This is a genomic window from Bradyrhizobium sp. HKCCYLRH3061 (assembly GCF_051168015.1).
Classification (GTDB): Bacteria; Pseudomonadota; Alphaproteobacteria; order Rhizobiales; family Xanthobacteraceae; genus Bradyrhizobium.
Genome location: NZ_JBNPUE010000001.1, coordinates 144450 through 158125, shown reverse-complemented (window position 1 = coordinate 158125; position 13676 = coordinate 144450). Strand labels below are relative to the sequence as shown.

General features: G+C 63.8%; 19 protein-coding genes. 8 read left to right on the top strand and 11 right to left on the bottom strand.

What is annotated here, in order from left to right; genetic code table 11:
- Positions 1-71: 71 nt before the first annotated feature.
- Positions 72-602 carry a GcrA family cell cycle regulator gene (locus ACQR2C_RS00750; RefSeq protein WP_316216967.1) on the top strand — a complete coding sequence of 177 codons (531 nt, stop codon included), beginning with the start codon at positions 72-74 and terminating at the stop codon, positions 600-602.
- 52 nt (positions 603-654) lie between these two features.
- Positions 655-1254 carry a DUF6456 domain-containing protein gene (locus ACQR2C_RS00745; protein ID WP_316216966.1) on the top strand — a complete coding sequence of 200 codons (600 nt, stop codon included), beginning with the start codon at positions 655-657 and terminating at the stop codon, positions 1252-1254.
- Positions 1255-1319: 65 nt separating this feature from the next.
- Here the strand turns inward: ACQR2C_RS00745 and ACQR2C_RS00740 are convergent, their stop codons facing one another.
- The gene (locus tag ACQR2C_RS00740; RefSeq protein WP_316180018.1) at positions 1320-1676 is read right to left on the bottom strand and encodes a hypothetical protein; all 357 of its coding nucleotides are present in this window, start codon (positions 1674-1676) and stop codon (positions 1320-1322) included.
- Positions 1677-1924: 248 nt separating this feature from the next.
- On the opposite strand from ACQR2C_RS00740, the gene ACQR2C_RS00735 reads away from it, so the two are divergent.
- A complete protein-coding gene (locus ACQR2C_RS00735; protein ID WP_434880218.1) occupies positions 1925-2353 on the top strand; it encodes a hypothetical protein in 429 nt (142 codons plus the stop codon).
- Positions 2354-2389: 36 nt separating this feature from the next.
- Here the strand turns inward: ACQR2C_RS00735 and bamA are convergent, their stop codons facing one another.
- Positions 2390-4711, bottom strand: a complete 2322-nt coding sequence (gene bamA / locus ACQR2C_RS00730) for an outer membrane protein assembly factor BamA (RefSeq protein WP_434880469.1) — start codon at positions 4709-4711, stop codon at positions 2390-2392.
- A 234-nt stretch (positions 4712-4945) separates the two neighbouring features.
- Here bamA and ACQR2C_RS00725 point away from each other — a divergent pair, with 234 nt between their 5' ends.
- A complete protein-coding gene (locus tag ACQR2C_RS00725; protein WP_315803617.1) occupies positions 4946-6001 on the top strand; it encodes a hypothetical protein in 1056 nt (351 codons plus the stop codon).
- A gap of 222 nt (positions 6002-6223) precedes the next feature.
- Here the strand turns inward: ACQR2C_RS00725 and ACQR2C_RS00720 are convergent, their stop codons facing one another.
- Positions 6224-6457, bottom strand: coding sequence for a DUF6894 family protein (locus tag ACQR2C_RS00720; RefSeq protein WP_315712992.1), 234 nt, complete (start codon positions 6455-6457; stop codon positions 6224-6226).
- Positions 6458-6680: 223 nt separating this feature from the next.
- Positions 6681-6911 carry a hypothetical protein gene (locus tag ACQR2C_RS00715; protein WP_315803616.1) on the bottom strand — a complete coding sequence of 77 codons (231 nt, stop codon included), beginning with the start codon at positions 6909-6911 and terminating at the stop codon, positions 6681-6683.
- Between ACQR2C_RS00715 and ACQR2C_RS00710 the strand changes: the two genes are divergently transcribed.
- Entirely contained in the window at positions 6892-7080 is a 189-nt protein-coding gene (locus tag ACQR2C_RS00710) for a hypothetical protein (protein ID WP_315712988.1), read from the top strand. The genes ACQR2C_RS00715 and ACQR2C_RS00710 overlap by 20 nt on opposite strands.
- A 2-nt stretch (positions 7081-7082) precedes the next feature.
- Here the strand turns inward: ACQR2C_RS00710 and ACQR2C_RS00705 are convergent, their stop codons facing one another.
- The 4 genes from ACQR2C_RS00705 to ACQR2C_RS00690 form a co-directional block, all read right to left on the bottom strand.
- On the bottom strand, positions 7083-7409 hold the full coding sequence (locus ACQR2C_RS00705) for a cupin domain-containing protein (protein WP_315803615.1): 327 nt from the start codon (positions 7407-7409) through the stop codon (positions 7083-7085).
- A complete protein-coding gene (locus ACQR2C_RS00700; protein ID WP_315803614.1) occupies positions 7406-8068 on the bottom strand; it encodes a YqcI/YcgG family protein in 663 nt (220 codons plus the stop codon). The genes ACQR2C_RS00705 and ACQR2C_RS00700 overlap by 4 nt, the downstream gene beginning before the upstream one ends.
- A gap of 117 nt (positions 8069-8185) precedes the next feature.
- Positions 8186-9478: an MFS transporter gene (locus tag ACQR2C_RS00695; protein WP_316216962.1), complete on the bottom strand. Its 1293-nt coding sequence runs from the start codon at positions 9476-9478 to the stop codon at positions 8186-8188.
- Positions 9478-10188, bottom strand: coding sequence for a hypothetical protein (locus ACQR2C_RS00690; protein WP_315803612.1), 711 nt, complete (start codon positions 10186-10188; stop codon positions 9478-9480). Before ACQR2C_RS00690 ends, ACQR2C_RS00695 begins: the two co-directional genes overlap by 1 nt.
- A 65-nt stretch (positions 10189-10253) precedes the next feature.
- Here ACQR2C_RS00690 and ACQR2C_RS00685 point away from each other — a divergent pair, with 65 nt between their 5' ends.
- The 3 genes from ACQR2C_RS00685 to ACQR2C_RS00675 all read left to right on the top strand — a co-directional run bounded on the left by ACQR2C_RS00685 (position 10254) and on the right by ACQR2C_RS00675 (position 12222).
- Positions 10254-11273: a GlxA family transcriptional regulator gene (locus ACQR2C_RS00685; protein WP_315803611.1), complete on the top strand. Its 1020-nt coding sequence runs from the start codon at positions 10254-10256 to the stop codon at positions 11271-11273.
- Positions 11274-11475: 202 nt separating this feature from the next.
- Positions 11476-11778, top strand: coding sequence for a hypothetical protein (locus ACQR2C_RS00680; protein ID WP_315803610.1), 303 nt, complete (start codon positions 11476-11478; stop codon positions 11776-11778).
- A 90-nt stretch (positions 11779-11868) separates the two neighbouring features.
- Positions 11869-12222: a phasin gene (locus ACQR2C_RS00675; RefSeq protein WP_316180022.1), complete on the top strand. Its 354-nt coding sequence runs from the start codon at positions 11869-11871 to the stop codon at positions 12220-12222.
- Positions 12223-12330: 108 nt separating this feature from the next.
- Here ACQR2C_RS00675 and ACQR2C_RS00670 read toward each other — a convergent pair whose 3' ends face one another.
- The 3 genes from ACQR2C_RS00670 to ACQR2C_RS00660 form a co-directional block, all read right to left on the bottom strand.
- The gene (locus ACQR2C_RS00670; RefSeq protein ID WP_316216959.1) at positions 12331-12645 is read right to left on the bottom strand and encodes a c-type cytochrome; all 315 of its coding nucleotides are present in this window, start codon (positions 12643-12645) and stop codon (positions 12331-12333) included.
- Between the two features lie 149 nt (positions 12646-12794).
- Positions 12795-12947 (bottom strand): hypothetical protein, encoded by a 153-nt coding sequence (locus tag ACQR2C_RS00665; protein WP_316216958.1) that lies wholly within the window; start codon positions 12945-12947, stop codon positions 12795-12797.
- A 274-nt stretch (positions 12948-13221) separates the two neighbouring features.
- On the bottom strand, positions 13222-13470 hold the full coding sequence (locus ACQR2C_RS00660) for a hypothetical protein (RefSeq protein WP_315803607.1): 249 nt from the start codon (positions 13468-13470) through the stop codon (positions 13222-13224).
- Positions 13471-13676 lie beyond the last annotated feature (206 nt).

The following is a 13676-nucleotide window of genomic DNA, read 5'->3' as shown; positions in this document are numbered from 1 at the left end:
AATATCGGAAGATTTGGCCGTCGGGTGAGCCGGCGGGTCCGGCGGCCCCGACCCAGAAGGAAGAGGCGAGAATGCAATCCACAGATTGGCCAGACCAGCATTCCAAGATGCTGTGCGAGCTTCATGCCCAGGGGCGGTCCTATGCCGAGATCGCGCGCGCGCTCAATGCGCAGTTCGGAACCGCCTATACCCGGAACGCGACGCTTGGCCGCGGCAAGCGGATCGGGCTGGCCGCGCCGGGCGGGCCGAAAGCCGCGCGATCCACGCCCCGGCCGATGTCCGCGGCGTCCCGAACCGGACGGCGGAGCCCGGACGCGGCGGCCCGGCCGATGCCATCCGCGGCGAAACCCGCGGCGGCCGTCAAGCTGCGTTGCGTCGGCATCAGCCCGCGCCTGCTGTCCCTCGACCAGCTCGAGCGCAACGATTGCCGCTACCCCTATGGCGGCGACCGGGACGACGATCCCATCACTTTTTGCGGTCATCCGCGCCAGCCCGGCTCCTGCTACTGCACGCCGCATTACCATCTCACGCGGCTTCCGCCCGAGGAAACCGCTTCGCGCCCCGCCGGCCGTTTGATCCTGCGGCTGGTTGCGGCCGCGTAGAGCGCGGCAAGCCCGACCCGAACCGACCCCATTCATTTTCCGGAGACGAGACATGGCGCGCCCCCGACGCAGCAAGCCCCATCGCATGTCCAAGACCCACGACCGCAGAGCTCACGACCTGCCGCGAAATGCAGACGTGATTCCCGTAGAGATCGACGACCCGCTGGCGCTTGAGCCCGGCGAAAAGATCGTCGCGTTGCGATCGGTCCGCAGCGACCCGCTCGGCCGGCTGCACGCGCACAAGCAGCTCGATGACGCCCAATACCGGGCCGGACGGGCGTTCCAGAACGATTGGGAGCGGGCCGAGCGAGGCCCGCAGGCGATCGATCCCTCGCGCGAGCACGTTGACGGCGCCCGCGGGCGCGAGCCGGTCACCGAAGGCCAGAGGCGGGCGGTGCTGCGGCTCAACCGCGCCGAGCGCGAGCTCGGCGCCGACGGCGCGGCGATTACCCATGACATCCTGGTGCACGGCCTGACCATGGAGCAGGTCGGACACAAGCGGGGGCTCGCCAGCCAGCGCTGGAACGACTATTTCGCCCGCCGCTTCAAGGAGTGCCTGGACCGGCTGGCCGTGGTCTACGGGTTTTCCACCGACAGGGTCCCCAGGACATGCGATGGGGCCGTGCGATCGGGCCATCGGGGCGAGAGCTAACGGCTGGCCCGACCGGCCTCGTTCCGTCGTCGACGGTACGAGCGCCGGTCGGACAATCGTTTCGTTCAGGGATGGGGCGCCACGACATAAGTGGTGCTGTAGGGCTCGACGCGCAGCGAGGCATGCGACAGCAGAGCAATCTTGGCCGAAGGTGCCATCTGCAGCTCGCCGTTCGGGCCGCGATGAACGTTGTACTGCCAGGCTGCGAGGTCGCCTTTCTGCGCCAATGCGCGCGCAACGGCGCTGGCATCGTTCCCGCCGATCGTAGCCAGCTCTTCGCTATTGAGACCGATGACGATCTCATCCTTGACGGTCACCACCTTGAACAGCGAGGTCGCGCTGTCGCCGGCGCTCGCCATCGAAGCGGTGAGCGCCAGCGTGGCGACGGCGCTGAAGAATGGGCGTGTCAGTCTGGAAGGCATGAGGACTCCTGTTGCCGACGGCATGATGGACGGCATCGGTGTGCAGCCATTGGTTCCCGACGGGCGGCCATCGGTTCGCAGAAATCGATGCGGCGGTGGGCTGAACCAGGAGACGTGACGTCGCGTCTAAGCACGATTGCGGGATGCGTACGTGCCGCCGGACGGCCGGTTCGTCCTGAGTTGACACAGGTCAAGCTGCACGCCCGGCCATGTTGTATTCGGGAATGAGTGAAGTGAAGGGTGATGCCATGTTCAGCGGGAAATATCGATCTCCTTCGGCCGGTGGAAAAATCGCGATTGCGGCCGTCGCGGCCATCGCCGTGGTGGCAAGCGCGCCGGCGCCGGCCCATGCGCGAGTGTCGGGTCCGGCCAACAAGCCGGCGGTCGCGACGGCGACAGCCGGCGATTTGACCGATCTCAGCGCTCGCCGGCGCTACCGCCGCGTCTACAGGGGCAATCCAGCCGCCGGCTTGGCCATCATGGGTGCAATGATCGGCACCTTCGGCGCAATCGCCGCGCATCAGAACGACGACTATTATTACTATGGGCCCGGCTATTATCCCGGCCCCGGCTATTACGGGCCGCCGCGGGTGTACTACGCACCGCGGCCCTACTATGTTCGCCCGTATTACGGTCACCCGTATTACGGCCCGCGCGGTTACTATTATCCGTACTGAGGTGACGCGGCGCTCCGTCGACGTTGCGGCGTTGGCTCAGAAGCCACCGGCGCTGAAACGGAGCGGCTGCACGACGTCATACGCCGCCTTGCTGATCGGGACCGCGTAGTCGACGGTAAGCGGTCCGAACGGCGATGCCCAGGTCATGCCGACGCCGACCGAGGACCGCAGCACGTTCCTGTTCGCCACCTGGACATTCTGGGTCGGGCCGCGATAGCCGAACACGGTCCCGGCGTCGACGAAGGCCGATGCACGCAGGCCGTATTCCTGCGGCAATCCGGGAATGTTGCCCTGCAGCTCCGCCGTGGTCGCCCAGAACAGGCTGCCGCCCACATTGTCCATCGTCGATCCCGGCGTCAGATCGCGCGGTCCGAAGCCGCCCGGCGCGAAGCCGCGCACCATGGTAGGGCCGCCGAAGAAGCTGTTGAGCAGCGGCGCCTGCTGGCCGCCCCATCCGGTGATATAGCCGCCTTGCGCGCGCACCATGCCGGTCAGGTCGCTGTTGATCGATCGATAATAGCGGACGTCGCCTGTGGTCCGTAAGAAGCGAACGTCGCCTCCGAGGCCGGCGAGATCCTGCGTCAACTGTGAGCGGATGCCGCTGGTCGGCACCTTGTTGTTGTCGAGGGTGCTGTAGGTGACTGTATTGCCGAGCGAGGACACCGTCTGCCGTCCGGCTGCGACCGCCTGCCGGACCGGCAGGGACACCGCCGCCGGCGAGATTCCCGGGGCGAGCACCACCCTCTGGTCGTAGAGCGAATAGCGCCACAGCATGGCAGTCTGCTCGCTGACCGGCATGCCCAGGGTGAGGGCACCGCCATAGGTGTTGCTGCCGAACGATTGGAACGTGCTGACCATGCTCTGTCGCGCGAACAGCTCCATGCCAGGTGTCGTTCGACCGAGGGCGTAGGGCGAGGTGAACGACAGGCTGGCGCCTCGCGCGAACTGGCCGTAGGTGAAAGTGGCCTGCGCAGTGTTGCCGGTGCCGAGCACGTTGCGGTCACCGATCTTGACCTCGGCGAGCAATCCGTCCGTGGACGAATAGCCGCCAGAGACGTTGAAGTCCCCGGTCGCCTGATCGACTGCCTCGACATCCAGCACCACGTGATCCCTGGCCGAGCCCGGCCGCGTCGATATCTTGACGGTCTTGAAGTAGTTGAGGTTGCGCAGGCGACGTTCGGCGCGGTCGATCAACGTCCTGTTGTAGGCGTCGCCCTCGCTGACGTCGAACTCGCGTCGTATCACGTCGTCATGCGTGCGCGTGTTGCCGTGGATCTCGATGCGCTCGACATAGGTGCGGCGTCCCTGCTCGATCTGGAAGGTGACGTCGGCCAGCCGATCCTGCGCATGGCGATTGATCCTGGGCTCGACCTGCGCAAACGGAAGGCCGAGCTTGCCAAGCTCGGCCGTCAGGACCTCGGAGGTCTTGTCGATCTTGCTCTGGTCGAACGTGTCGCCCTGCTGCGCCAGCACCAGCGGACGCAGGCGCTCGCACGTCAGCCCCTGCACGTTACAGGAGATGTCGACCACCGCAAGCCTATAGAGGACGCCTTCCTCGATCGCAAAGGTGAGGTTGTAGCCGCCATTTGCCGCGTCATAGTCGACGCTCACGTTCGTGACCTCGGCATCGGCGTAGCCGTGGTTACGATAGTATTGCCGCAGCAGTTCGCGGTCCTCGTTGACGCGATCGGCGTCGTAGACATTGCCGCCGGTCACGAAGCTCAGCACGTTGGTGGCCGAGGTCTTGATCACTGCGTGCAATTGCCGTGCGCCGTAGGCCCGGTTGCCCGTGAAGCTGATCGCCCTGACCGGCGTCTTCCTGCCTTCGGTGATCGTGAAGACGAGATCGACGCGGTCGTTGCCGCGATCGATGATCTCCGGGACCACGCGGACGTCGTCGCGTCCCACACGATGATACGCCTGGATGATGCGGGCGACGTCGCCCTGGACAGTTGCGCGCTGGAGGCCGGCTCGCGGCTTTGATAGCACCGCGCCCGTGAGCTCCGCATCCTTCACCTTCTTGTTACCTTCGAAGGCGACGCGATCGAGCACTTTTGCTTCCGAGACGCGGACCACGGTCCGTCCATCGGCACGGCTGATCTTCACGTCGTCGAACAGTCCGCTCCCAACCAGCGCCTTCAAGCCGGCGTCGAGCGCGGCGGCGTCGTATCGCCCGTTGACGTCAGCGTGAAAATAGGATCGCACGGTGTCGGCATCGACGCGCCGATTGCCCTGTACTGCAAGGGCTTCGCCCGCTACGGCCGGCGGCGCAGACGTCAGCACCGACAGTGTCGCAACGATCAATGCGACGTGTCGCGATCTGCTGTCTCCGCGGTGACGGCTGTTCCGGGCGGTCAACATGCACGCATCTGCCTGCTCGTCATGCCCAGATGCAAGAGCCGGTGGACGGCCAAATCATGTCGAGGCCGTGGAGACTTGGCGGTCTGCGATCACGCCTGCGAAGGGTGACCGGCAGGGAACCGAGCACGGCCGCAGATTCGACGCAGAGTCGATTCAAACGGCGTGCAGCATCGTCCTCATCCGTACGCGCCAGCAGATGCTGATGCGGCGAACGTTTGTCGGGAGCAGACCATGCGCGCGATCGCCTTGGCCCTCATCGCTTGCACTTTCGTTCAATCAGCTCTTGCTGCTGCGGTCGTCCCGGAGATCGACCCACGCGCGTCGCTCGGTGTCGTCCAGAACTGGATCTACAACTATCGCACCAAACCCGACTACGCCCATGTGCCGGCGGCGGTCCGGGTGCTATTCCATTCACAGACGTTCAAGGAGCCGGAGAACGCGGGCATTTATCTCGGATTCATCGCGGGGGCGATCGGCTCCAATCCCGCCAAGGCCGAACAACTCGTCAACAGCTTCTTTCCCGTGCCTCCCGAGGAGGAGTGGGTGGTCGTGCGAGCCATCGCTTATTCAGGTCTGCCTGACTGGCGCAATCTCATGCGCAGGGTGGCGCCGAAGATGCCGGGCCGCCGCGTGATGATCGACGGCTATCTCAGCGGCGCACAGCCGACCTTGATGGACATCCCATTGGAGGAAACGAAGCCTGGCGTGATGGACAAGCTGCGTGGCGCATTGACGCAGAATCCGTTCAAGAAGGAGGAACGCAAGCTCGACACGCGGCTCAGCTACGCGACCCACCAGGATCTGCTCGACATCCTCTGGGGCTATTACTTCGCAACCGGCTCGCGCGTACCGATCCAGCGTATCGTCCAGATGCTGCCTTGGTCGAAGAGCCGCGACACGGTCGACAAGCTGACGATCGGCAGCATGGCGCGCTATACGCTTGCCAGCTACTCGGTGCGCGATGCCAGCCTGCGCGACTATCTCCGGGAGGAACTGGCGCGGCAGTCGGGACCGGTCAAGGAGCCGCTCAGGGAGGTGGTCGAGGCCGCCGATACGGTGCAGCTCGGCGCCGTCCGCAAGGATGCCGTCGCCGCCGTCGAGGAGCTGAAGACCAAGGGCTCGGATGCCCGGCGCAACATGGATTTCTGGGGACAGCTCGGCGTCGGCGCCCTTGCGCTCGGTTGTGTCTCGGCGGCAGCGCTGGGGCAGGTCGCCGTCGGCATCCCGTGCGTGATCGGCGGTTCGGCCTCCCAGGGCCTGCTCTCGTTCTGGGAGAAGCAGCAATAGGCCCTCGGTGGTGCAGCGGCGGCGTGCGTTGGAGGCCGAGGAAAGGGAGAGCCGGTCGAGTCGATCGGCGGGGCGTCTGGCACTCAGGGGGCTCTTGATGCCGAAGCGGCCCGATCGCGCGCCCGATGTGCACACTCAAGAGTTGTTCGGCTTTTCGTATCCTCTACGAAAAGTAGAAAAAGCAGTCGGCGCGCAGTCACTGCTGGCACGCCTATGAAAAAATCAGGACAGGCTAGCTTTCACTGCGGCCGGATAAACCGGCTCGCGGTGAACCTCCGCGCCAGATTCGTCGACGACGACGATGGACAGCCTGCGGTCGGTGATGCGCGGGTCGTGCCGGAGGCGCCGGGCCAAATCCCGGCTGTGCTCGATCGCCCCTGCACTCGTCGCAAATTCCAGGCCGGTCCGGTCTCTGGTCGGAATGCCATCCTTCATATCGAAATAATAAGTGCGCATGGTCTTCCTGCAGCCGCTGTGTCGCGGGAGTGGGCACGGATCCCGGACAGGATCCGCAACCCATTCTTCCCCCAAGCAAACTATAGAAGACCTCTAATGTGGAGGACAAGCTTACCGCTGCCGTAATCCCCCCGCCTCGTTCGGTAAACGACCGTTTCCACTGGTATCGTCAGCCAGAAACTGCCAGAAGGCTCAAATTGTGACGCCGAAATCAACCAACCGGTCAGTTCGGCTTGCTGCAAGAGTTGTTCGCTGGCATACTTTCAACCTCTTCGGGTTCCGCACGGTCGATTTCCAGGCGGGCCATCCTGAGGATCAGGGTCGCAGTCGTCAGACCAAGACTTTCAGCCTCGATTGCTGCAGTATCTACCTTGCGTGCAAGGCCTTCACGTTTGCTAAGGACTGGCATTACTGTTTCCTGCCAAAGGTGCGAGATGAAGAATTCAACATTCATCGCGGAGCTGCACACGAAGCTCGGAGCCCCATCGAGCGAAGCCGTGGAAAGCCTTCGTCTGCTGAAGGCATTCCTGAAGCTGGCTCCGGGCCAGCGCATCGAGGTGATCGAGATGGTTGAGCGGTTGACCGCGGAGTCCCTTTCGGAGACCGATCGCCCTCTGTCCTGAGCTCATCCCTCCCGATTGCATGCAATGGTTGCGGGCGGTCGCGTCGCGATCGCGTAGATTGCATCATCCAGCGCTTCCGATTCGTGCAGCGTCCCGGCCGGCAGCAGAATCTTGTCGCCGGCCGTGCAGATGCGCTCGCCGCCTTCCCAACGAAACGTGAGCCGTCCCCGGATCACGACGAGGATTTCGTCGACCGGGTGGGTATGAAAGGCGTGAACCTTGCCGGCCGCATCGTGCTGCAGCTCGATGCAGCCCTGCGTCGGCAACAGCGCCAGGATGTCGGGATCGATCGCAAAGCTGGTCTTCGTTCCAGCGATGATCTGGGTCATGCGGCCTGCTCCTTGTCTGCGATGGACGATGGCTTGGTCTGCGCCAGCTTGTGGAAGGGACAGGCCGGCGGCGGCTGGTTGTCGTCGTAGAGGAAATACTGCTTGAACTCCCGGCCCTCCGGATTGCCGTAGCGTCCGAGCTGGGGCGACGGCGCCGTCGTGTCGAACGGGACCAGCCGTTTGCGCACCTCGCCGAAGGCCTTGGCGGCGGCCTCATCGGTGCCGAGCATCCGTTCGAACACCCAGCGCGGTTGGAAGGTCAGCATGAATGCGCTCGAGCGACGGCTTTGCCGCATCACATGCGCGGGTGTGCTGCAGACCACGAAGATCGGCTCTCCGGCAAACGAGAACTCCCACATCGGATGATCGACGGTCTCGGGAATTTCGGCCGGCCACGGCTGGCTGTCGACGCGGGCCAACTGATCGAGGATCTTCCAGAACTTCTTGTAGTAGGAGTCGATGGTCTGAACCGGGCGCGGGCGGGTGAACAGGACCAGCGAGGTGTTGGGCCCGTGCGAGCGGCTCTCGGAGACGAACAAGGCGAGCTGCTGGCCGAGCACATCGATGTCGATGGGGTCGAGAAACAGATAGCGAAGCTGATCGTGACGATAGCCCGCGACGCCGTATACGCACGGAAAGGGTCTTGCTTCGCTGCTCATCTGAGCCTCGAATTCCGAAAACAGGACGCTCTGCCAGCTTCCGGCCTGATGGCCGGATCGGACTTCGTCCCTTCTCAAATACAAACGCGACATACTGACCCTCTCTGTTTTTTATGCTTAAGTACGAAGTATCAATTTGCGCCTCATCATCAGCGGCCCAAGCAGTCCAGGAAGCGACATCAGGAGAAGAATCTCGATCAGGGCTGCGTAGCCGGAATCGCTGGCAGCACTGCGCAGGCTTGATCCGATGTCGGGGTTGAGGCCGCTCGCACTCACCATGGCAAAGGCGATCACCGGCTGAGCCAGTCCGGCAAAAATGCCGGCGGCCGTCGTATTGATCGATGCGCCGACGCCGATGCGCTCCGCCGTGTAGAGATGCTTGGTGCTTTTCAGGATCAGCGGCACGGTGCCCCCGGCCACCAGGCCGAGCAGGGCGAACACCGCGCCGACATAGAAGAAGCCGAAGCTGTGCGCCAGTGCCGGCAACAGCATCACGACGAGCAGCATGCGCAGGAAGGTGATGGAGATCAGAGCTGCATTGAGCGACTGCATCCGGTCCGCGGCATGGCCGAGAAAGATCGATCCGATGGCGTTGCCGACCATGAAGGCGAGCAGGGGGCCGCCGGCCGCCGACGGCGAGATGCCGAAATAATGCGCGACCATCGGGATGCCCCATACGCCGGCGAGCGTGGTCACGACCGCGAAATGCGCGGCGAAGCTCATGGCGCAGCCCCATGTCGCGGCCGATCCGAGCGCATGCCAGCTCGTGACCAGGACGCTCTTCAGCGTCCTGCTGGTGTAGTTCGCCGGTGCGGATTTCAGGGTCGCGGACGCGCAGGCGAAGTTCACGACGCCGACGCAGGCGATGAAGAGAAAACAGGCGCGCCAGCCGAAGCCGCTGACCGCAGCAGCGAGCGGAGTCGTGGCGAGGACGCCGCCGACATAGCCCGATACCTGGGAGACGCCGGACATCAGGCCGAAACGCTGGTCGGAAAAGCTCTGCGCGACGAGCTTCAGCAGCGCCGTGAACACCAGCGCGTCGCCGCAGGCCACGACCACGCGCGCGATGAAGACGTCGAGCAGGGTGGGCGACAGGGCGAAGGCGGCGCTGCCGAGCACGGATGCCGTCATGCTGCACAGCACGACGCGCTTCACACCGTAGCGGTCGACCAGCACGCCCGCGGGGATTTGCATCAATGTGTAGCCCCAGAAGTAGCTGGAGGCGAGCATCGCGACGCCGGAGGCGTCGGTGCCGAAGTCCCGCATGAAGTCGAGGCCCACGGTCTGCGGCGACATCCGCTGCAGGAAGGCGATGGCGTAGGCGAACGCGACCGTTCCCCACGCGACATAGGCGCGATCGAAGAACCGGAGCGGAGAGGACGCGACCGCCTGTTGTCCAAGCGCCGCCATCACACCCTCGCGTAGCCGACGGAGAACAGGGCGTCGGCGGAATCCGGGATGATCCGCGACATCGCGGTCTCAACCAGCGAGGCCCTGCCGTGATAGTCCTGCCTGATGTGCTGGATGTGTCCATAGGCGCCACGCATGATCATGTGGGGCACCTCGAGCTGCTTGCCCGGATAGATGGTCGCACACATCTCGACGCAGGCGGCCTGCAGCTCGGCATCCGCGGACTCGTCGAGCAGCGACGGAGCGACTCTCTCGCAAATCTTGGCGTTGGCCGCCCACACGATCGGGTTGCGCGTTCGCCATCCGTACAGAATTTCCTCGCCGGGCGTGGCCGACCCAGGATGCTTGAGGATCTGCGACGTAAAGAACCCATACAGGCCACGGCCCTGATGTGCGGGTAGTACTTCGGTCCCACTGCGGTAGATGGCCAGCCGCTGCGCGATCGTCATCACGCGATAGACCGAGAACGCGACCAGTCCGATGTGATCGTAGACCAGAACGAGGCTGTATTTGCTGTCGAATGGCGACGAGGTCGCGGTCCAGTGGGGTTCGATTGCTTTCCAGTTAATGGCAATGATCGAATTCATCGCATCCATGATCGGCTGCCGATCAGGCTGCTGGATCTCCGACGCATCGGAGAAGCTGTAGACGGTGTAGTCGTCCCAGGGCGAGGCGACCGTCTTGTATCGGCCGTCCAGGTTGCGCGACATCGCGTGAACTCCAGCACTGCAAGGTCGAGCTATACAGGCGGGGCTCCGATGGCTTAAAGGACAATATGCCCTCGAATTCTGCCAACTCTCCCCGGCGTGCTGCGGTGCGTCGAGATGGTGCCGAAAGGCGGCTGGCGATCTTCGCCTTTCCCGGAGTGACACTGCTCGACGTCTCCGGCCCGGCACAGGTGTTTGCCGAGCTCAGCGAGATCGAGCTGCCGGCGCCGGGCTATGTGCTGAGCTACGTGTCCAAGGAAGGCGGGCTTGTGCCGACCGATGTCGGCCTGATGATCGACACTGCGCCACTCTCATCCCTGAAGCCTGAGGAGGTCGATACGCTGCTGATTCCGGGGGGGCCCGGCATCTGGAAGCTGCGGCAGGACGAGACGGTGATGCAGTGGATCGGCCAGGTGCTTCCCGGCGCCCGCCGCATCGCGTCCGTCTGCCTCGGCGCCTTTGCGCTGGCCTGGGTCGGAGCGCTGGAGGGCAGGCGGGCCGCGACACATTGGCGCTATTGTCCGCGCCTGCAGGACAGCTTTCCGAACGTGAAGGTCGAGCCCGACGCCATCTTTGTGCAGGACGGCCGGGTCTGGTCATCCGCAGGCGTGAGCGCCGGCATCGATCTCGCGCTGGCGATGATCGAGGAGGATTTCGGTCATACGATCGCACTCGACGTGGCGCGCCGGCTCGTCGTCTTCCTAAAGCGTCCGGGCGGCCAGAGTCAGTTTTCGACCGTGCTGGCGGCGCAAGCGTCCGACGTCGAGGGTCGGTTCAGTGCGCTGCATGCCTGGATCATCGAGAACATCGCCAGCGATCTGCGGGTCGAGGCTCTGGCCGCGCGAGCCGGCATGACGCCGCGTACCTTTGCCCGCACATATGTCAGCCGCACCGGGATGACACCGGCACAGGGAGTCGAGGCGCTCAGGGTCGAGACGGCACGCCTCCTACTCGAAAGCCGCCAGGTCGAAAACGTGGTCGAAATCGCCAAACGGGCTGGCTTTGGTGACGACGAGCGCATGCGGCGGGCGTTCCTGCGGCATCTCGGTGTGTCGCCGTCGGAGTATCGGCGTCGCTTTTCGGGTTGATCGGCGCTTGCCGCAACCGCGGCTGACACTTTTCGCCGGAGTCGAGGCCGCTCCCTTTGCCTTCAAGTTAATCCCGTCGCTCGCGTTGCGGCCAGAGCGGCCATGAAGTGTGCGATCGCTCTAAGGCTTCCGTAAAATGCCACGGGTAAAACGCTGAAAATTCGATGCAGATCCGCCCCTGCAGAGCAGTGGGAAAAGGCCAATGACCAACATCGTTCCCTTTCGCACGAGAGTACTCTTGCCTCACGCCGCCTTTGCAAGGGCGCAAGCGAAGGCTGCGGTTGTGGTGGCCGGTGCCGTCCACACGGACAACGTGCGAGCCGGTGCATTCGGCGTCAGGGAAGATGTGAGAAGAACTGTCCTCCTCCTCGATCTTGCCCTGCAGCATGCGCGAGAACTCTCTGGTTTCGTTTCGGACGAGCGCGCGCGGCTGACCTATGATCGTCATCTCGCTTCGATCGAGCACGCGCTGCAGATCGCGCGCCAACGTCTGGCCGCGCTCTGACCGGCGCTTGCCGGCTTCTTCCCGCATCCATTTGCACGGCGACGCAGGGAGTCGGATGTGGTAGTTGGATCTGTCGTGGAGGACGCAACGATGACCCAAACCAAACTCGAAGTGCCCGCTGAACTGCGGGACCTGGCCGAAAAGACCATCTCGCAGGCGGAAAAGGCGTTCGAGATGTTCTTCGACGCAGCCGGCAAGTCGATCGGCACGGTTCCGGGCCCTGCCGCGGACATGTCCAAGCAGGCGCTCACTCTCACCGAGCAGAACATCAAGACGGCTTTCGAGCACGCGCGAAAGCTCGTTCACGCCACCGAGCTCGAGGAGGCGATGCGGATCCAGTCCGAGTTCCTGCGCAGCCAGTTCACCAACGCCGGTGAACACATGAAGACGATCACGGCGAGCATCATGTCCGCCGCGAGCAAGGTGACCGAGCCCAAGAGCTGAACCGCGAGCCTTGCCGTCGCAGGAGCGACGGTCTGCATGGACGGAGCTCGGCGGCAGCGCTGCCGCCGAATGGGCGCGGGCGGACCAGACGGGCGAAGGAGCCCAGCCCTATTTTCGCAGGCTGCCGATATAGGCGGCGATGTCGGCTGCCTCCAGCCGGTTGAGCGGAAAGCTTGGCATCTTCGGATGCGGGTCGAGCAGGAAAAACGCGATCTTCTCTGGCGTGAAATCCGTCTTCTTAGCAATCTGGGCGAAGGAGGGAACGTCCGCGCTGGCCTGCTTCTGCGTCCCTTCGATGAGATGGCATGAGGCGCACCAGCGACGGGCCAGATCTCCGCCGTGATCCGGATCGGCGGCCCAGGCCGGTGTCGAAGCCGCAGCCGCGATCGCGATCGCGATAACTCTCATCACCGAGGCGTGCATCAAGAAACTCCTGATCTTTGTCTGTTGGGTGGTGGCGCACCTCGCCCAAGTGGCGGCGAGCGGCTCATGAAGGAATGTTTCGCCCCTGGAGAGGGGCGATCTTGGCCGTTCCGCCGCGCAGGCACGCGGCGCGTCGATGAATCTCGACGTCAATTACAGCACGATTTGGGAAAGTGGGACAGGTCGATCCGGCTGACGATCGCCTTCAGGAGCGCGGTCGCACGGCGCAGCCAAGACATATCGGTCGGGCGAGACACGTCGGTCGAGGCGGTGATCGTCAACTCTTCCGCAACGTAGGACATGTCGAGCCCTCCCTGTCGCTCAGCATCTTTCCGCTCAGCCTATTGACGAGGTGCGTACCGCCACATGCGGGGCATGCGGCCGCCTCATAGGCGTCGAACTGGTCGGCAAGAGCCGGTGTGGCCAAGCCGATCTGAACGTTCGATCCCGTCTGGGAGCAGCGAAAAACGAGAGTTTCCATAGTCTGAACATGACAAATGCCGGCATCGATGCCTTGATCTGTCTCAACAGACGATGAGCCGACCGGCGCTCGCCGGACTGCCAGGGAACAGAATGTCAGGTCAGGCTATGCGATACAGCCTTCGCCCTGTCGATCCGTTCGGCGACGTTCACCGTGGACACGGAACCCGTCTGGGCCGCACGGAGGGCCGCATCGATCTTCGACTTCACGCGCCGCGCCGCGAGTGCGGCGAGTCTGGTCTGGGTGCGTCCGGTCTTGATCTGATCGCCAAACTCGTACCGCCATTCCCAAATGTCCGGTTCAGCAGTCGCCACGACCGTATATTGGACACCTCGGTGGATCACGGAACCCCCCTGTCAACACTTCCACTCAAAGTCAACGTCTAACCAATCTACAATCAATCCGGGCAAATACGGGACTGGAACAATTGCCAGCTCCGCGGTTGGTGAGATGGTTAACACCACCATGCCGACAATGTTCCGCAGGTACCCGGCTTCCGTGCACACTTTTCCAGTGCGGATATCGGCTGTGCACAATCGGCAAATCGCGC